The sequence below is a fragment of the Xanthomonas sp. 3075 genome, from assembly GCF_014197275.1.
Lineage (GTDB): Bacteria > Pseudomonadota > Gammaproteobacteria > Xanthomonadales > Xanthomonadaceae > Xanthomonas > Xanthomonas campestris_B.
Map to the genome: position 1 here is coordinate 71,751 of NZ_JACIFI010000001.1, position 17,054 is coordinate 88,804.

Here is a 17,054-nt window from a genome sequence, read left to right on the forward strand (position 1 = left end):
CACGTCGGCAGGGGCTTGTGTATGAATCTGTTCACCAATGCCGATGGCGTTGCGGTCGAAACCACGCGGTTCCCAGCCATGTGCTCCCTGCGACGACTGGCAGGCCGCGTGCAGTGCGTCGGGATCGGGCCGGCCATCGGCATGCAGGGTGTCGAAGCACATTGCCGACCCGGCGCGATCAACGGTTCGCCGACAGCGCCAGGTGGGTCAGATACAGGCGCAGGTCGAACTCCAGCTGGTGGTAATCCGGCGTCATGTGGTTGCACAGCTGATAAAACGCCTTGTTGTGATCTGCCTCCTTCAGATGCGCCAGCTCGTGCGCAACGATCATCTGCAGAAACGGCTCCGGCGCATCGCGGAACACCGAGGCGATACGGATCTCGCGGCTGGCCTTCAAGCGGCCGCCGTGTATGCGCGAAATTGCAGTGTGTGTGCCCAGGGCGTGCTTCACCACCTGTAGATGGTTGTCGTACATCGCCTTGTGCAAGGTGGGCGATGAGCGCATGTAGCGCTCCTTCATGGCCTTGACGTAGTCGTACAGATGACGATCGGTGCGGATCGCGTGTCGGTCCGGGTAGCGCCGCGCCAACACCGCTGCAAGTTTGTCCTGCGCAATCAGCTCGCGGACCTGATCCAGGACGTTGGGCGGATAGCCGGCGAGGTAACGAAGAGTGTCCATGGCGATCGGCTGTTGCGATGCACGCATGATCGCTTATGCGTGTGCTGGATGCGAATCGATGCTGGTCGGCGGGACGCCGTCAGCAGGTGCGCCGCGCATCGCCTGCGCTCCACGGTGCGAGCGCCAGTGAGGGGGATGGATTGCGTGCAAGCGAACGGCGGTCAGGCGATGCATGTTGTGGCGAGGCTCGGCCTGTTGCGCGCCACTGGCGTATCGGTTGCTCTGAACCAAGCGCGCGTATGTCGGCGTGTGTCATGCGTATTCACGAATGCGGCACATCGCGATGGGTAGCGTGCAGCGCATGTTTTGCGGCTGCGTGCCGCGAACAACCGACTGAACACCGGCAACGTGCCGCATGAGGAGACAGCAACATGATCAAGTGGGCCATTATCTTCGCCATCATCGGACTGATTGCCGGTGCGCTCGGATTCGGCGGCATGGCGGGCGCTGCGATGGGAATCGCCAAGTTCCTGTTCTGGGCCGGCATCATCATCGCCATCGTGCTGTTCGTGCTGGGTGTGACGATCGCCAAGAAGGTGACCTGAGATCGGAGCGCATGGCCGGCGGTTCGCTGCCGGCCGCGCAACCCGAAAACAACGAAGGAGCGGCCCGTGGCCGCTCCTTTTTCGTCGCAAGTGTCGGAAGCCGATGTGGGCGCGTCGTGAGGCGATCCCGACGGTACAGACGGCTGATCCCCTCAGACGCCTGTGTTCTCTGCGGTGGTATGCAGGGCGATATTGAGCTGGTCGATGGTCACGATCCAGTCGGCATCGTCGAGGCGCTCTTCACGTAGAAGTTGTGCCTGCGCCGGCGTCCAGAATTCAGCTTCTTCCAGCCGTATGTCACCCGGTAGCGGAGAGTGCTCGGCAATAAAATCACGAATGCTGGCCTCATCGGACGGCAAGCCAAGCTGGGCGAACAATTCGGAGAACGGGTGGACGGGTTGTTCCATTGCAGATTCCTCGGGAGTGCGAATGACTGAGAGCGGCCAATAGAGGTCGCAAGCGACCGTTGGCAGGAGCGAACAAGCCGGGGCACCACGATGTACACGCGGTACTTGCCGATTCCAGCTTGCGGCTGCGCCCGCTAGACAGTGAGCGCAGCAACCGTTGGCCGCTCTGAATGCTAGAGCACCGGACTTGAGCGCGCTGTGCACGTGCGGCTTGGATTTTCCTGCGCCGATGACCATATTTGTCCTCTCACCAGCGAGGTAAGGCGATCATGGCGACCGGATGGGCGGGTGATGGAGCAGTGCAGGATCAGATCGATGCCACTGTGGACGATGCGATCAAGCGCGCGCGAAGCCAGTTGCACCAGGGCCCGAGTCTGACCCAGTGCGAAGAGTGCGACGCTGCGATTCCCGAGGCACGTCGCAAGGCCGTGTCAGGGGTGCGCCTGTGTGTGAACTGCCAGGAAGCGCACGACATCGAACAGGCTGCGCAGGGCGGCTATAACCGGCGCGGCAGCAAGGACAGTCAGCTGCGTTGATGCCTTGGCTGCGTGTCGTCAGTTGGCGTTGAAGCTGCTGGTTTCGCGCCAACGGCGCGTGGTGCGCTGGAAAAACAGGCTATTGGGAACTTGCAGCACACTGCCGGCGTGATCGCCGGTCTCTTCCAGCGTCGTGTAGATCACGTTGATGTCGATCACGCGGCCTTTCAAGCCCGGCTTGTCGCCACCTTCGAGCAATTCGATGTGATCGTGCAACCGGAACGGCCGGGTGGTGATGATCAGGAAGGTGCAGAAGATATTGGACAGCACGCTCCACGCCGCGAAAAACGCCACCGCACCGACCGCAGCGAAGCCGGTGAACGCGGTCCACAAAGTGCCGCTCGACACGCCGAGCACGTGCAGCACCATCAAGACCGCAGTGACCGAAATGACGAAGCTGCCCACGCGACGGATGCCGATGGTCATTTCTGCCGGTAGCTTGTAATGCGTGCACAGGCGGCGCAGCAGCTGCCGCAGCAGTAAGCGCGCCAGTGCGGCAACAGCGAGTATCAAGACGATCTTGACCGTTGGCACCGCGACCGCCAGCCATCCCGGATTCCAGTGCGGCAACAGGCTGCGGATTATTGCGGGCAAGGCATCGGACATCTCATCAAGGCAGGTTCACAGGGGGCGCCCATTGTAACGGGGCCGCCGAAGGGCTGTAGCTGCGCGGGGTGAATGCAGTGTCGTTTGATCGCGGTGGTTGTGGGCGTCGCGTTCGCTCGGCGACCGGGTGTCTGGCGGTCATCACGCCCGAGCGCTGCCCGGGCATCGCTGCGCCTCGATCAAGCAGCGTGCGTCGGGTTTAAACCTTTTTGCTGCCTGGCGCATCGAACTGGATATGCTCGAGACCTCCATGCCCAGCGATGCTCCAGGTTGCGCCAGCTCTGCCGACCGCGACGACGCGGTGCTGGCACGTGCGGCTGCGGCCGGAGATCGGGCTGCGTACGAGGCAATTTACCGCCGCCACTCGCCGCGCCTCTATGCGGTGGTCTGGCGGTTATGCGGTGGCAATGCGGCGCGTGCCGACGATGCGCTGCAGGACACCTTCATCGCCGCATGGAAGGCGTTGCCGCACTTCCGCTTTCAGAGCGCGCTCGGCACGTGGCTGCATCGTCTGGCGGTCAATACCGCGTTGATGGAGCTGCGTGCGCGGTCGGCGTCGAGCGACCATCTGGTGGACGATGCCGATGGCGAGATCCTCGCGGCGATTGCAGGCGCCACGCGCTGCCAATCGACCGGGATGGATCTGGAGCGTGCGCTGGCAACACTTCCGCCGCGCGCACGTGCCGTGTTGGTGTTGCACGATCTCGAAGGCTGGAAACACCAGGAAATTGCCGACGAACTGCAGATGGCGGTCGGCAGTTCCAAGGCGCAACTGCATCGCGCGCGCGGCTTGCTGCGTGCGCGGCTGGGAGAACACACGTGAATCACGATCTGCATGCTCCGTACGATGCCGACGACGCTGCGCTGGTCGCGCGTTTGCAGGCATTGCCGCAACAGCGCCAGCCACCGGTGCAGATGTGGGACCGCATCGCGCCGGCATTGACGCCGCGCGTCGACGGAATCGCAGTGGCCCCGCGCCGTCGTGCGTGGGCCTGGCCTGCGCTGGGCGTGGCGCTTGCCGCTGCGCTGGCATGGGTGGTCATCGTGCCTGGGCTCGATCGGCATGCGCAGGCGCTACGCCCTGCGCAGCCGGCATTGGTTGCGCAAGCGCAAGCGCTGTCCGGGCAATACCTGCAGGCGATCGCCGCATACCCGGTGCAGCAGGTGCCAGCCGATTTGCGCCCGGCGCTCGACGAGCTGGACCACAGCGCGCAGGTCATCCACGCAGCCATCGCAAAGGACCCGCGTTCTGCATTTTTGTTGTCGCAACTGCAACGCACCTATGCGAAGCGGCTGCAATTGACCCGTCTTGCCGCGCAGGGCGAGACGTCTTTCCCCAGCTGAGGAGCCTGCCCATGCGTTACGCCCGTCTTTCCCTGTTGCTTCTGGCCGCGCTGTGCATGGCCCCGGCCGCCGCGCAGACTGCGGTCAAACAGTCCCATCCATTGGCACGCGGTGGACGCGTGGAGCTGGAGAACATCGCCGGGCAGATCCGCGTACGCGGCTGGGACCGCGACGAGGTTGCATTGACCGGCAGCCTGGGCCAGGGGCAGCGCCTGGAGGTCGACGAAAGCGCGGATCGCCTGCAATTCGAAGTGGTCTATCCGCGCAACAGTCGCAATAGCAAGGGCGCCGAGTTGGAATTGCGGGTGCCGCGCGATGCCTTGCTGCAGGTGGATGCGGTCAGCGCCTCGGTGGATGTGGCGCAGGTGGATCTGGCCCGGTTGCAGCTCAAGTCGGTCAGTGGCGATGTGGTCGCTGGTGGACGCGCCCGGGAAGCGCAACTGGAAACCGTCAGCGGCGCATTGCGCAGTACGGTGGCCAGCGGGCGGCTGACCCTGGGGACGGTCAGCGGGCAGGTCGAGGCGCCCTCTGGCGCAAGCGGTGTGGTGTCGGTGGAGTCCGTTTCCGGTCAGATCCAGGTCGGTGCAGGCCAGGTGTCGCAATTGCGCGCGCAAAGCGTGTCCGGCGGTACCGCGTTGACGGTCGCCGGATTGGCGCCGGGGGGCAGTATTTCCGCAGAGAGCGTCAGCGGCAAGGTCACGCTGGGGGTGCCGCGCAACGTGTCGGCAGCGCTGGACGTGGAGGTTTTCAGCGGCGATATCCGCTCGGTGGTCGGGCAGGTGACGCAACCGGAGTACGGCCCCGGCAAGCGCCTGAAGGCAAGGCTGGGGGCGGGCAATGGCGACATCCACCTGCAGTCGCATTCGGGCTCGGTGCGCATCGATTACAGCAACTGAGGCCAGAAACACACGTGCCACCTTGCGGTGGCACGTGGGCACGACTTCTACTTCGGGGTAACGCTTAAGCGATCTTGTCGCCGTCGTTACGCGCCGGGCCGAAGTTGGTGGTGAGCACTTCGATCCGGCCGCCGGTCTTGCGGAACGCGGCGATGTCGGCAGCAATGCGCTCACGGCTGAGCGGCTGCGACTTACCTTCGCTGCGAGCGATACTGGGCTGGGATTTCTGCTTGGTCGCGGGACGTGCCATGTGGCCTCCTGTAGCGGGGAAGTGCGGTGACACCGCGTGCGGCTAGGGTGGCGCGCGCGTGAAGCGGTGTCGAGAGAAGCGATCGCGTTCGGTGCGCAATCGCGGCGGCACGGCGGGCGTGCCTTGCAGACAAGACGGTGGGCCGTCTAGCAACAACCACTAATTATAGGGGCTGGGGCGTCGGCGTGTGTTAACCGTCCGACGGACGGGCCGCATGCGCCGTTGCCCAGGCCAGACCCTGCACCACACCGAAGGACGGATCGCCCTGCACCATGCGCGATTCCGGGAAGGCCGCCGCCACGGTGTCGCGGAGATAGCCGGCGCGCGACATGCCGCCGGTCAGGAACAAGGTTGCCGGCGGCGCAGCCATGTCGGCACGCACCTGCGCCAGCAACCCCTGCAGCTCGGCCACATAGTTGGAAGCGGCCGCGACCAGCGCGCTGGCCTGCACGTCCACCTCCAGCCCGCGTTCGATGAAGTCCAGCGCCGTCTGCTGCCGCTCGCGTTCGCTGAGCGCGATCTTGCAGCTCTCCACGCCGCGATACAGGCGCGCGGTATTGCCGGTGTCCTGCAGGGCCTGCAGACGCTTGTCGAACGGAGCGGGGACGTCCTGATAGGTGTGCAGGCGGAATTCGCGCTGGCGGGTCATGTCCTGCACCATCGCCGCTTCCACATAGTGATGGGTCGGCACGCGGGTGATGCCACGGCCGAACAGCGGCATGTAGGCGGCCAGACTCAGTGCCAGATCGATATCGGTACCGCCGCGCGCGATGCCCCAGGCACGATGCACCTGGGGCGCAGCGCTGCCGCCGACGCTGGCATGGGCGATGTCGGTGGTGCCGCCGCCGATATCCACCACCACGGTGTCGTGGCGGGTGTCGTGACTGACGTGGTAGTGCATCGCGGCTGCAGCGGGTTCTTCGAGAAAATCCACGCTGTCGAAACCGGCGGCGATGGCTGCTGTCTGCAGGATTTCCAGTGCCTGCGCGTTGCCGGCCTCGCCGATCGAACTGCGGAACTGCACCGGGCGGCCCAAGGTCGCGCTGCGGATATTGATGTCGAACTGGCGCGATGCGGTGAGCCGGATGTGCTCCAGTACATGCGTGGCGATCCCGGTGATGGTCTGGCGTGCGCGCGGATGCAGGTTGTAGCCGAGCATCGATTTGGGGCTCTGCACCAGACTGCCCTCGCCTTCGAGGAAGTAGGCATCCAGCGCCTCGTCGCCATACACCGCGTTCTGCAGCAGGGCGGCGGAACTGCGCGGCTCGCGTACCTGTTCTTCCATCCACTGCCGACGCACGATGCGGAGCGCATCGCGGCGCAGACTGTCGTTATTGGAGGTGCGGCCGGCAGCGGTAGCGTCGCGGCGTGCCGAGTCGATCAGGCGCTCCACCTCGTATTCCAGTGCCGGGGTGAGGCTGAAGTTCTCCGGGTCGCGCATGGTGTCTGGAAAGTACACCGTGGTACGGAACTGTAGGGCGTCGCCGAAGCGCACCGGCACCACCTGTCCGTCGACGATCGCGGCGGCGGCGGAATTGCTGGTACCGAAGTCGATGCCGAGTTTCATGCAGGCAAGCCATGTGAGCGGGCCGCGCACTTTACTACGCCTGCCGCATCCTCCGTCGAGACCGGCAGGCGCCCAACGTGCGGCCGTTGCGCCGCGCACCCACAGGGCACGCAGCGCAGGGGATCAGGCCGCGATGTCGTCGACGTGGCCCTGGTTCAGTTCGTCGGTGGTGGCCTCGCGCACCTGTACCACTTCCACCGCAAAATGCAGCGTCTGCCCTGCCAGCGGGTGGTTGCCGTCGACCGTGACCTTGTCCGTGCCTACCTCGGTCACGGTGACCAGCACCGGTCCTTGCTGGGTACGGGCTTCGAACTGCACGCCCGGCACGACCTCGACATCGGTCGGAAATGCCTCGCGCGGGACATGCTGGATCAGCTGTTCATGGCGCGGACCATAGCCCTGCTCGGGCGCCACATCGGCGTTCAGCGTGTCGCCGACGCGCTTGCCGTCCAGCGCCTGCTCCAGGCCAGGCACGATATTGCCGGCGCCGTGCAGATAGCTCAGTGGCGTGTCCGGAGTCGAACGGTCGAGCACCTGGCCGGTGTCGTCGGAAAGGGTGTAATGAATGGTCGCGACGCGACCCTGGCTGATTTCCATTGGAAACCTCCATGAAGTGAAAAAAGGGAGATGCGTCGGCTGAGTCACGACGCCAGGAGATGATGCCCGCACACGGTAGGCAATCGGTTTGGATGATGCAACCGCAGCGGCGTGCGCGGTTATGCCGATGATCAGCTTGGTCGCGGCGCTGTCAGCCTGTTGTGCACGCAGTGCGTGCACGACGGCATGTAACGCCAACGTGCGCGCCTGCACCTGCGCCCGCCTGGGATCACACGACACACCCGCACCATCCGCGCACGCTATTGCCCGTGCGCGCCGCGCTCGATCTGGGTGCGCCGCGCGTGCCAGGTTTCCGGTGTTTGCGGTTTGATGAACAGCGCGGTGAGCTCAGGGTGTTTGCGTTTGGCAGCCGCTTCGATACGGCCGACGCAGGCTTCGATCTGCGGCGTGGTGCGGCTGTCCTCGAACTCGGCGCTCAGTGCGGCCACCACTTGGTTCGGGCCCATCTGCATGGTGAGCACACCGTTGGCGGCGCGCACATCCGGGTCGCTGGCGGCGATGCACAGCAGCGATTCGGAGACGTGCGCATGTGCGGGCTCGCCGATCAGCAGGCCCTTGGTTTCGCGCGCCAGCAGGAACGCGGTGAAGGCGAGCACACCGGCAATGCCGATCGAGGCGATGCCATCGAGCGCGGGCATGTCCAGTAACTGGGCGCCGGCCAGGCCCAGCACGGCCATCAACAGGCCGATCAGTGCTGCGCTGTCTTCCAGCAACACGGTGAACGTACTGGGATCCTTGCTTTGCCGAAACGCCTGGAAATAGCCCATGCGTCCCTTTTTGGCGCGGAATTCGCGCAATGCCACTCCCCAGGAAATGCCTTCGAACACGATCGACACGCCAAGCACGATGTAGGCGATCAGATGGCTCTTGGCCGGCTCGGGATTGCGCAGATGCACGATGCCTTCGTACAGCGACACGCCTGCGCCCATCGCAAAGACCAGTAGCGCGACGATGAAACTCCAGAAGTACAGTTCGCGCCCGTAGCCGAACGGGTGGGTCGGAGAGGGCGACCGCGCAGCACGCCGCAGGCCGTACAGCAGCAGCACTTCGTTGATGGTGTCCACCAGCGAATGCACGCCTTCGCTGAGCATTGCCGAACTGCCGGAAATGCCGGCGGCAATGAACTTGGCCACCGCGATCGCCAGGTTGCCGGCCAGTGCGACGTAGACGACCAGGTGCGAGCCCTTGGCCTTTGCGGCAGCGGGAGGCGTGGGGTTGGCAGGACCGGGGCGCTGGTCGATGGTGCCTGACTCGGCGCCGGGAGGGGGTGCTGATGGGGTGGACACACGCGGCCTGCAGGACATTCTTCAAGCCGCGCACTATCGCGCCGTGGCCGTCCCCGGTGCGTGAGCACCTGGGCGGAAGGCTACAATCCACGCCCCTCTACGCTCAAGGAATCGCATGTCTTCCGTTCCCGCCTGTCCGCAATGCGGTCTGGACAACACCTATGCAGACGGCGCGCTGTCGATCTGTGCGGACTGCGGTTTCGAATGGACTGCAGGCGAGGCTGCGGCGAATACGACGGTAGTGCGCGACAGCAACGGCAATGTGCTGCAGGCCGGCGACACGGTGACGGTGATCAAGGATCTGAAGGTCAAGGGGTCGTCGATTCCGCTCAAGCAGGGCACGGTCATCCGGAATATCCGCCTGGTCGAAGACGATGCCGAGCACATCGAGGGCAACTCGGAAAAGATCAAGGGATTGGTGTTGAAGAGCTGTTTTCTGCGCAAGGCATAGGCGTCGATGATCCTGGCCGGCCTTCGCTGACATAGGCTGACGCGCCATTGCAGCCGCAGCTTTGCGCGGCCAGCACGTTGGCATCCGTGTGCGCGGCTCGCTGCGGACAGTCCCGTGCCAGCCGCCGCCATTGTTTTCCGCACGGGCCAGGGTGCGTGCATCGCGCTGATGCAATGCAGGAGAGAGTGCGCACATCCAGACACGTGGCATTCGGAGCCGGCGGGCGCAGCACCGGCCCGCCATAACGCCCGATGTGCGGCCCAATCGCGCGCTGCCTGGCAACGCTGCTGCGAATCGATGCATCACGCACATCGAGGCAACGTGTCTGCTGTAGCGAGTGCAAGGGCGGTGAGCAACGCACGCTAGATAACGCGCTAGATAATCAGCGACATTCAGTGGCATCGCAAATCCCGATGACCAGCGCATCGCGATGGTCATCGGGCATGCGCGCGTCCTGCACGCGCTTCAAGCGGGCAGGCGCGACAGCGTGCGCAAACCAGGGTGCATGCAGAGGGGGTGCACGCATGACACGCTGGTCTGCAGCATCCACCGCGCCCGCTTGGTGCCGAGCGCGGCAGGTATATCCGTCAGGCGCGTTCCGGCAGTGCGGGGTAGTCGGTATAGCCCTTGGCTCCGCCGCCGTACATGGTGGCCTGGTCGAATTCTGCCAGCGGCGCATTTTCGCGCAGGCGGCGTACCAGATCCGGGTTGGAGATGAAGGCGCGGCCGAACGCGATTGCATCGGCATAGCCGCTGCTGATCGCCTTTTCGGACAACGCCCGGTCGTAGCCGTTGTTGCCGATCCACGCGCCATCGAACTTCGCGCGCAACGCGGCGTAGTCGAAGGCGACGTCGTCGCGCGGGCCGCCGGTTGCGCCTTCGATCACGTGCACGAAGGCCAGGCCGCCGATCAGGTTGAGACGTTCGACTGCCCGCTCGAACAACGGCTGCGGATCGGAGTCGTGCATGCCGTATACCGGAGTGACCGGCGACAGGCGTACGCCGGTGCGCCCGGCGCCGATTTCGTCGGCGATGGCCTGCACCACTTCGGTCAGCAAACGGGTGCGGTTTTCGATATCGCCGCCGTAGGCATCGGTGCGCTGGTTGGAGCCGTCGCGCAGGAATTGGTCGAGCAGGTAACCGTTGGCCGCATGCACTTCCACTCCATCGAAGCCGGCATCGATCGCGTTGCGCGCGGCGATGCGGTAGTCCTCGATCAAGCCGGGAATTTCGTCCAGGCCCAGTGCGCGGGGTTCGGATACATCCTGAAAGCCGTCCTTCGTATAGGTCTTGCCTTCGGCCCGGATGGCGCTGGGCGCGACCGGCAGTTCGCCCGGCGGCAGCACGCTGGTATGCGAGACGCGGCCCACATGCCACAGCTGCAGCACGATCTTGCCGCCGTGGCGATGCACCTGCTCGGTCACCGCACGCCAGCCGTCGATCTGCGCCTTGGTGTGGATGCCGGGGGTGTCCAGATAGCCCTGGCCGAGCGGGCTGATCTGCGTGCCTTCGGCCACGATCAGACCGGCAGTGGCGCGCTGGCCGTAATACTCCGGCGCGAGCGGCGAGGGCACTTGGCCGGCGACGGCGCGGTTGCGCGTCAGCGGGGCCATGATCACGCGGTTGGCAAGATCCAGCGCGCCCAGGCGCACCGGGGAAAACAACGGAGATTCAGTGGATTTGGACATCGGCAACCAATCGAGTTAGCTCACGCGCCAGGCGCGACACCACGGCAATCGCGGCGCCCCCTAGCGATGGTGGCGGACTGAACCTGTTTCGAGCGATGTCGATAGGACACAGCGTCTCCTGACGGCCGCCAACCCGGCTGCGGCTGGGCGCAGCGGGCCCCGGCGCTGAATCGTCTCGATCACTGGTCTTTCGTCCGGTGCTGCATTGCACAATAATGGGTCGCCCCGCCATTACGGAGTCGGGCATGTCCGATACCGCTCTCTCAACGCCGCGTGTGCCCCGACGCGATTACGTGCTGATCCTGTTTGCGTTGGCGATGGGCGGCTTTGCGATCGGCATCAGCGAATTTTCGACCATGGGGCTGATGACCCAGATCGCGCAGGGGCTGCAGATCAGCGAGCCGCAGGTCGGTCATGTGATCAGTGCCTATGCGTTGGGTGTGGTGGTCGGCGCGCCGTTGCTGGCGATCCTGGGCGCGCGTTGGCCGCGACGGACCCTGCTGTTGCTGCTGATGGTGTTCTATGCATTGGGCAATCTCGCCAGCGCGCTGGCGCCGAGCTATCACACGATGCTGCTGTGCCGCTTCATTGCCGGTTTGCCGCATGGCGCGTATTTCGGCGTCGCCTCGCTGGTGGCCGCCTCGATCAGCCCGCCCAATCAACGCGCCACCGCAGTGGGGCGCGTGTTGTTGGGGTTGAGCATTGCCTTGTTGGTCGGTAACCCGCTGGCGACCTGGCTTGGTCAGGTTGTCAGCTGGCGCTGGACGTATGCGGCGGTGTCGGTGATTGCGCTCGGCACGGTCGCCGCCGTTGCCGTGTTGCTGCCACCGGCGCCCGATGAGCTGCGTCAGCAGCCGCTGCGCGAGCTGCGTGCGTTCAATCAACCGCAGGTGTGGCTGGCGTTGGCGATCGGTGCGGTGGGTTTTTCCGGCATGTTCTGCGTCTTCAGTTATCTCTCGCCGACCCTGATTGCCGTGACCGGTGTGGAACCGGCGCGCATTCCCCTGGCCATGGTCGCATTTGGCGTCGGCGGCGTGCTCGGCAGCATCCTGGGCGGTTGGTTGTTCGATCGTATGCAGTTCCGCGCGGTGCCGGTGCTGCTGGTGTGGTCGCTGCTGGTACTGCTGACGTTTCCGTTGGCTGCGCACTCGGGGCTGTGGGTGTTCGTGTCCATCGTGGCGGTCGGCACCATGGGTGCGTTGGCGCCCGCACTGCAAACCCGGCTGATGGATGTGGCGGCCGAAGCGCAGACGCTGGCGGCGGCATCCAACCATGCGGCCTTCAACACCGCCAACGCGCTCGGGCCATGGCTGGGCGGCATGGCGATCACCGCCGGCTGGGGCTGGACCTCTACCGGCTACGTGGGTGCGTCGATGGCGCTGGGTGGTCTGCTGGTGTATGCCTTGGCGGTGTGGCAGGAGCGTCGGCAGCGCGCATCGTTCGCCAATTGCTGAGCGAGCGAGGGTCGACGCTGCAGTCGGCGGTTGCGCTCGTTGAAGCAGCAAGGTGCTTGGTTGCGCGAGCAGCGTGCGACGTAAGGCGATGCACGCCATCCACGGCAAGCTCACAAGCGCATGTCGAGACTGCTTGCTCTTGTGCCCAGAAGCGGACCGAGCAGTGCCATGAGTGAATTCACTCCACCGCCGTGGAAGCGCCCCAATCCCAAGGGTCGCTCCGCCTCCACGCCGTTAACCGATGCGCAGAAGCGCGCAGCCAGGCAGCGTGCCGAAGCCGCAGGGCGCCCGTATCCGAATCTGGTCGACAACATGTGGGCGAGCCGCCAACCCAAGTGAGGGCGATGCGCACCGGTATCGATGAATCGCGATTCATCGCCTGCAAGGTGGCGTGACGACGAGGCCCGGATAACTCACATGCGGATTATGGTCGCCGCGCCAAGCTAAGGCCGTACACAACGTAAGGCATGCAGTCGAGAGATCGATTGCCTTATCCCGAAAGCCGATGTGAGCGCATTGCACGCCGCGCAGCATTGGCCCATCGCAACAAGGAGCAACACATGAGCATTCAGAGCAAAACCGAGCATAGCCTCAACGACCTCATCGCCATTTCCCGCGACGGCAAGGACTTCTACGACGAAGCCGCTGCCAAGGTGGGCGATGCCGAACTGGCGACGTTGTTCCGCCGCATCGCCGGGGTCAAGAGCGATATCGTGAGCAGCTTGAGCAGTGTGGTCGCTTCGGTTGGCGGCAAGCCGGAAACCAGCGGCACCATGGTCGGCAGCATGCAGCAGTTCTACGGCAAGGTGCGTGCAACGTTGGGCGATACCAAGTACGGCTACGTCGCCGAGCTGGAAGAGTCCGAAGATCGCCTGCTGAAGGCGTTCGACGAGACCATCGCCCATCAGGACACCCCGGCTGCGGCCCGCGACGCCGCACTGCGTCTGCTGCCGGAAGTGCGCGCTTGCCATGATGTAATGCGCAACCGCAAGCATGCGATGAAAAGCGCTGCGTAAGTTGATGGCGTGACCGAAGTGCATCGCCTACCGATGCGATGCAGCTCCGGGGTAAAACGATAGAGGCAGAAACGGGCAGCGCGAGCTGCCCGTTTCTTTTTGTGTGCAGTGACCGTACACCTGCATTGTTGCGATTCCACACTGATTTGGCGTTCCGGCGCGCCGGGCAGATCGTGCGCGTATTCGATGTGCGCTGTGTCTGCTAGTATCCGCCGCCCCTCTTCAGGCAAGGCCGCATGGCGCGGTCGTGGCACACCCATGAAGCAGCAGTTTCTCTATCTGTCATCGGCCGACGCGCAGTTGTCGCTGGGCCTGGGTGAAGAGAAGACCACCGAGCGGCTGTTCTTTGCGGTGATGGCCGACGCGCACGCTGCCGAGGGCGCGTCGCGGATTGCCGACGGGTTGCTGCAGAGCGGGCAGGTGGTTGGCCGGCCGCTCGGGCGCGAACGGTTGCATGTAACCCTGCATCACCTGGGCGATTACGCCGGTGGCTTGCCGCCATCGCTGCTGAGCCGTGCCAGCCAGGCCGCCGCACGGGTGACGCTGGATGCGTTCGAGATCGAGTTCGATCGTGTCGGTACGTTCGGCGGACGGCGTTCGCAGCTGCCGTGTGTGTTGCGCGGCGAAGAGCGGGTGCGCGGGCTGTACGAGTTGCAAGGTGCGCTGGGCCGCCAGCTGGCGCATGTCGGCATTGCCGGCGATGCGCAATACACGCCGCACATGACGCTGCTGTACTGCGCTCAGGCGTTACCGCAACGGCGGTGCGATGCGCTTGCCTGGACGGTGCGCGAGTTTGCGCTGGTGCGCAGCTTTCTCGGGCAATCGCGCTACCAGATCGAAGGGTGTTGGTCGCTGGGTTGATGCGCCGCCTTGGTGTGCACGCGCACGCGCACGCGGTAGCCTGCGTGCATGGACCTCACCACACCGCTTCCGCTGCCTCCCCAGCACCTGGCCGCGCTCGAACAGGCGTATGCGACGCCGCCGCGCGCCTACCATCACTTCGGCCATGTGCGTGCCTTACTGGAGCATTACGCCGAGGTTGCCGCCGGGCCGGGGTGGCAGCAGCCGACCGAGGTCTGGTTTGCAGTGCTGTTTCACGACGCGGTGTATCAGCCCGGCCGTCGCGATAACGAGGCGCAGTCTGCGCTGTGGGCGGCGGACTGCATCCCGCGCTGGTGGCCGCAGGCGCAGGTGGACCTGCAGCGCGTGCAGGACTTGATCCTGCTCACCGCGCGCCACGGGCAACTGCAGCCGCAGGACGTGGACGAAGAGGCGGCGCTATTCCTGGATTGCGATATGGCGATCCTGGCGGCGCCCGCAGCGGTGTTCGACGCCTACGACCGTGCAATCGCCGAGGAATATCGCGGGCACGTGCCGGGTGTGTTGTTCCGGCTCAACCGCAGGCGGTTTCTGGCCGGCTTGCTCAAGCGACCGCGCATCTTTCTGAGCGAGCACTTCCATCAGCGCCACGATGCTGCCGCGCGTGTCAATCTGCAGCGGCGGCTGGAGCGCTGATCCTCACGAGCGCGTCATGTACGCCGAGGCGAGTGCCAGGCTGGCTGCGGCACGTCGAGACAAGGCGCGCGCTGCGGCCCAGTCCGGCGGCTTCGTCAAAGCGCGCAGGACGGCCCAAGCGCGCCGCAGGCCGCGCTGCGGATGGGGTGGCCGTCGCGGCACGGGGCGGGTGCGCCGCGGTTTGCCTCGGCACGCGTGCCTAGCCGGCGCCCGCTCCGCACGGCGGGCCAGTAAACACCTCCCATCTCAACCTGCATCACGTGCTCCAGGCGTCAGGCAGTTCATCCAGGTGCCGCGGATGCGCACGCTACAATGGGCGCATGCACGAGCGCGCCGCCTCCCCTGCCGATCCACGTCCGCAACCGCCGCAACCGCCAGCCCCCAATGCGTGCTGCGAGAGCGGCTGCCCGCTGTGCGTGCTCGATCTGTATGCCGACGAACTGGCCAGCTACCGCCAGGCGTTGGCGGCATGGGAAGCGCGTCAGCAGGCGCCTGCGCAATGAGCGAAGCACTGCGCTTCGCGCCGCGGCCCGGAACGATTATCTTTGAACCACTTTTCCCGATGGTGCGACATGCGACGACTTGAGATGTGGAGCGCGCTCTGCGGCGCGGCGATGTTGACGCTGTCGGGGATGGCGTTGGCGCAGACAGCGCAACCGGTGACGCACGGCCGTTTCGAGCAGGTGCCGGTGCTGATGCCCGAGGGCCAACCGCAGCGCGTGGTGATCTGGCTGGCCGGTGCCGGCAACGCCGTCAAGCGGCAGGCACAGGCCGAAGCGTTGCGTGCCGATGGCGCAATGGTGGCGATGGTGGATACCGCGCATCTGTACGCGGTGCTGCGCAAGGCCGGCGGCACCTGTGCGTTCTCGGTCGGCGACGTGGAGAACTTCTCGCGCTACGTGCAGGCTTTCTACCACATCCCCACCTACCGCCTGCCGCTGCTGGTCGGCGATGGCGAAGGTGCTGCGCTGGCCTATGCGATCGGGGCGCAAGCCAAGCCGCATGTGCTGGCCGGCGTGCTGACCGATGGGGTGTGCCCGGCCACGGTGTCCGACCAGGCGATCTGCCAGCCGGGCGTGCGTCCGGGCAGCAACACGCTGCTGCCGGTGCCGTTGCAGATTCCGTGGGTGCTTGCCGGCAGCCAGGACAAGCGTTGCCCGGCTGCGGCCGAAACCGGGTTCCTCAAGCAGGTGCCGCAGGCGCGTACCTTCACCCGTTCGGCCAAGGGCGACATCCTGCCGGGTCTGCGCGCGGCCGCGCGCTCGCTGGGCGAGCAGAAGGGCGTGGCGTTGCCGCCGCCGCCAGGCGGTCTGGCAGATCTGCCGGTGGTGGAGCTGGCCGCCAACCGCGACGGCGATAACGACGACGATACCTTCGTCATCTTCGTGTCCGGCGACGGCGGCTGGGCCGGTCTGGACGAAGAAGTGGCCGATGCGCTGGCCGCGCAGGGCATTCCGGTGGTCGGCCTGGATTCATTGCGTTACTTCTGGACCGAGCGCACACCGGAAGGTTTTGCGACCGATCTGGACCGCATTGCGCGCTTCTATGCGCAGCGCTGGCAGCGTCAGCGGGTGGTGCTGATCGGCTTCTCGCAGGGCGCAGACGTATTGCCGGCGGCGATCAACAAGCTGCCCGCGCACACCAAGCAGAATCTGCGCATGACCGCGCTGTTGTCGGTGGGCAAACTGGCCGACTACGAATTCCATGTCAGCAACTGGCTGGGTTCGGACGACGAAGGTCTGCCGATCGCGCCGGAAGTGCAGCGCCTGCCTGCCGGCACCACCGTGTGCATCTACGGCCAGGACGACCAGGACGCGCTCTGCCCGAGCCTGTCGGAGCAGACCGCCAAGCGCGTTGCGCTGCCGGGCGATCACCACTTCAAGGGCGATTACGCGACCTTGGCCAGGGTGATCATGGAACAGTTGCACGCACTGTCGAAACCGTGACGGTACGGGCATCTTTTTTGACCTGATTCGCCCGGCTCGCGGCCGACGCATGGTCAATAAGCCGGCCGTCGCTGCTGCCTCAGCCGGCGACGGTAACCGGTGGTGCTTGCGCGCACGCCGGTGTGGCGTGGATGCGGCATGGCTCCCGCATCAAGCGTGCAGGGATTCCTTGCGGCGTGTTCGACGCTGACAGGCGTGCAAGCGCCTGCCGTGCGCGACGCATTCGTGCGAGTCCGGCAGACCTCGTGCG

General features: G+C 65.3%; 20 protein-coding genes and 2 pseudogenes. 13 read left to right on the forward strand and 9 right to left on the reverse strand.

The annotated features are described in order from the left end of the window. Positions 1 to 31: 31 nt before the first annotated feature. A pseudogene (locus GGR62_RS21005) lies at positions 32 to 177 on the reverse strand (2OG-Fe(II) oxygenase); the annotation flags it as partial. 1 nt (position 178) lies between these two features. Then, entirely contained in the window at positions 179 to 706 is a 528-nt protein-coding gene (locus tag GGR62_RS00305; protein WP_184405772.1) for a M48 family metallopeptidase, read from the reverse strand. A gap of 344 nt (positions 707 to 1,050) precedes the next feature. Here GGR62_RS00305 and GGR62_RS00310 point away from each other — a divergent pair, with 344 nt between their 5' ends. Beyond that, positions 1,051 to 1,224 carry a DUF1328 domain-containing protein gene (locus tag GGR62_RS00310; protein ID WP_006452844.1) on the forward strand — a complete coding sequence of 58 codons (174 nt, stop codon included), beginning with the start codon at positions 1,051 to 1,053 and terminating at the stop codon, positions 1,222 to 1,224. A gap of 152 nt (positions 1,225 to 1,376) precedes the next feature. Here the strand turns inward: GGR62_RS00310 and GGR62_RS00315 are convergent, their stop codons facing one another. Continuing rightward, positions 1,377 to 1,631 carry a DUF2789 domain-containing protein gene (locus tag GGR62_RS00315; protein WP_184405773.1) on the reverse strand — a complete coding sequence of 85 codons (255 nt, stop codon included), beginning with the start codon at positions 1,629 to 1,631 and terminating at the stop codon, positions 1,377 to 1,379. Between the two features lie 269 nt (positions 1,632 to 1,900). Between GGR62_RS00315 and GGR62_RS00320 the strand changes: the two genes are divergently transcribed. Beyond that, on the forward strand, positions 1,901 to 2,167 hold the full coding sequence (locus GGR62_RS00320; RefSeq protein WP_184405774.1) for a DksA/TraR family C4-type zinc finger protein: 267 nt from the start codon (positions 1,901 to 1,903) through the stop codon (positions 2,165 to 2,167). 18 nt (positions 2,168 to 2,185) lie between these two features. Here GGR62_RS00320 and GGR62_RS00325 read toward each other — a convergent pair whose 3' ends face one another. Next, positions 2,186 to 2,773 (reverse strand): mechanosensitive ion channel domain-containing protein, encoded by a 588-nt coding sequence (locus GGR62_RS00325; RefSeq protein ID WP_184405775.1) that lies wholly within the window; start codon positions 2,771 to 2,773, stop codon positions 2,186 to 2,188. 235 nt (positions 2,774 to 3,008) lie between these two features. On the opposite strand from GGR62_RS00325, the gene GGR62_RS00330 reads away from it, so the two are divergent. From GGR62_RS00330 to GGR62_RS00340, 3 genes are read left to right on the forward strand one after another with little or no spacing between them, the layout of a single operon-like run. Beyond that, positions 3,009 to 3,596, forward strand: coding sequence for a sigma-70 family RNA polymerase sigma factor (locus GGR62_RS00330; RefSeq protein WP_184405776.1), 588 nt, complete (start codon positions 3,009 to 3,011; stop codon positions 3,594 to 3,596). Further along, positions 3,593 to 4,117, forward strand: a complete 525-nt coding sequence (locus tag GGR62_RS00335; RefSeq protein WP_326520223.1) for a hypothetical protein — start codon at positions 3,593 to 3,595, stop codon at positions 4,115 to 4,117. The genes GGR62_RS00330 and GGR62_RS00335 overlap by 4 nt, the downstream gene beginning before the upstream one ends. A gap of 11 nt (positions 4,118 to 4,128) precedes the next feature. After that, complete coding sequence (locus GGR62_RS00340; RefSeq protein ID WP_184405777.1) at positions 4,129 to 5,013, forward strand: DUF4097 family beta strand repeat-containing protein; 885 nt, start codon at positions 4,129 to 4,131, stop codon at positions 5,011 to 5,013. Positions 5,014 to 5,077: 64 nt separating this feature from the next. Here the strand turns inward: GGR62_RS00340 and GGR62_RS00345 are convergent, their stop codons facing one another. The 4 genes and pseudogenes from GGR62_RS00345 to GGR62_RS00360 form a co-directional block, all read right to left on the reverse strand. Beyond that, positions 5,078 to 5,263 carry a hypothetical protein gene (locus GGR62_RS00345; RefSeq protein ID WP_010366034.1) on the reverse strand — a complete coding sequence of 62 codons (186 nt, stop codon included), beginning with the start codon at positions 5,261 to 5,263 and terminating at the stop codon, positions 5,078 to 5,080. Positions 5,264 to 5,453: 190 nt separating this feature from the next. Further along, positions 5,454 to 6,830, reverse strand: a complete 1,377-nt coding sequence (locus GGR62_RS00350) for an Hsp70 family protein (RefSeq protein WP_184405778.1) — start codon at positions 6,828 to 6,830, stop codon at positions 5,454 to 5,456. 123 nt (positions 6,831 to 6,953) lie between these two features. After that, positions 6,954 to 7,427: a peptidylprolyl isomerase gene (locus GGR62_RS00355; protein WP_184405779.1), complete on the reverse strand. Its 474-nt coding sequence runs from the start codon at positions 7,425 to 7,427 to the stop codon at positions 6,954 to 6,956. Positions 7,428 to 7,687: 260 nt separating this feature from the next. Further along, positions 7,688 to 8,635: pseudogene (locus tag GGR62_RS00360) on the reverse strand (cation diffusion facilitator family transporter); the annotation flags it as partial. A gap of 214 nt (positions 8,636 to 8,849) precedes the next feature. Here GGR62_RS00360 and GGR62_RS00365 point away from each other — a divergent pair. Beyond that, positions 8,850 to 9,185, forward strand: a complete 336-nt coding sequence (locus GGR62_RS00365) for a zinc ribbon domain-containing protein YjdM (RefSeq protein WP_184405781.1) — start codon at positions 8,850 to 8,852, stop codon at positions 9,183 to 9,185. A gap of 587 nt (positions 9,186 to 9,772) precedes the next feature. Here GGR62_RS00365 and GGR62_RS00370 read toward each other — a convergent pair. Then, a complete protein-coding gene (locus GGR62_RS00370) occupies positions 9,773 to 10,873 on the reverse strand; it encodes an alkene reductase (protein WP_184405782.1) in 1,101 nt (366 codons plus the stop codon). A gap of 245 nt (positions 10,874 to 11,118) precedes the next feature. Here GGR62_RS00370 and GGR62_RS00375 point away from each other — a divergent pair, with 245 nt between their 5' ends. From GGR62_RS00375 to GGR62_RS00405, 7 genes are all read left to right on the forward strand, one after another. Continuing rightward, positions 11,119 to 12,327 carry an MFS transporter gene (locus GGR62_RS00375; RefSeq protein ID WP_184405784.1) on the forward strand — a complete coding sequence of 403 codons (1,209 nt, stop codon included), beginning with the start codon at positions 11,119 to 11,121 and terminating at the stop codon, positions 12,325 to 12,327. Between the two features lie 168 nt (positions 12,328 to 12,495). Further along, the gene (locus tag GGR62_RS00380; protein WP_184405785.1) at positions 12,496 to 12,666 is read left to right on the forward strand and encodes a hypothetical protein; all 171 of its coding nucleotides are present in this window, start codon (positions 12,496 to 12,498) and stop codon (positions 12,664 to 12,666) included. A gap of 221 nt (positions 12,667 to 12,887) precedes the next feature. Then, on the forward strand, positions 12,888 to 13,343 hold the full coding sequence (locus GGR62_RS00385) for a PA2169 family four-helix-bundle protein (protein WP_184405787.1): 456 nt from the start codon (positions 12,888 to 12,890) through the stop codon (positions 13,341 to 13,343). Between the two features lie 258 nt (positions 13,344 to 13,601). Then, the gene (locus GGR62_RS00390; protein WP_184405790.1) at positions 13,602 to 14,204 is read left to right on the forward strand and encodes a 2'-5' RNA ligase family protein; all 603 of its coding nucleotides are present in this window, start codon (positions 13,602 to 13,604) and stop codon (positions 14,202 to 14,204) included. 48 nt (positions 14,205 to 14,252) lie between these two features. Then, positions 14,253 to 14,858, forward strand: a complete 606-nt coding sequence (locus GGR62_RS00395; protein ID WP_184405793.1) for a hypothetical protein — start codon at positions 14,253 to 14,255, stop codon at positions 14,856 to 14,858. 320 nt (positions 14,859 to 15,178) lie between these two features. Beyond that, positions 15,179 to 15,361 carry an oxidoreductase-like domain-containing protein gene (locus GGR62_RS00400; RefSeq protein WP_184405795.1) on the forward strand — a complete coding sequence of 61 codons (183 nt, stop codon included), beginning with the start codon at positions 15,179 to 15,181 and terminating at the stop codon, positions 15,359 to 15,361. 69 nt (positions 15,362 to 15,430) lie between these two features. Beyond that, entirely contained in the window at positions 15,431 to 16,804 is a 1,374-nt protein-coding gene (locus GGR62_RS00405) for a virulence factor family protein (RefSeq protein ID WP_184405798.1), read from the forward strand. The last annotated feature ends 250 nt before the right edge of the window (positions 16,805 to 17,054 follow it).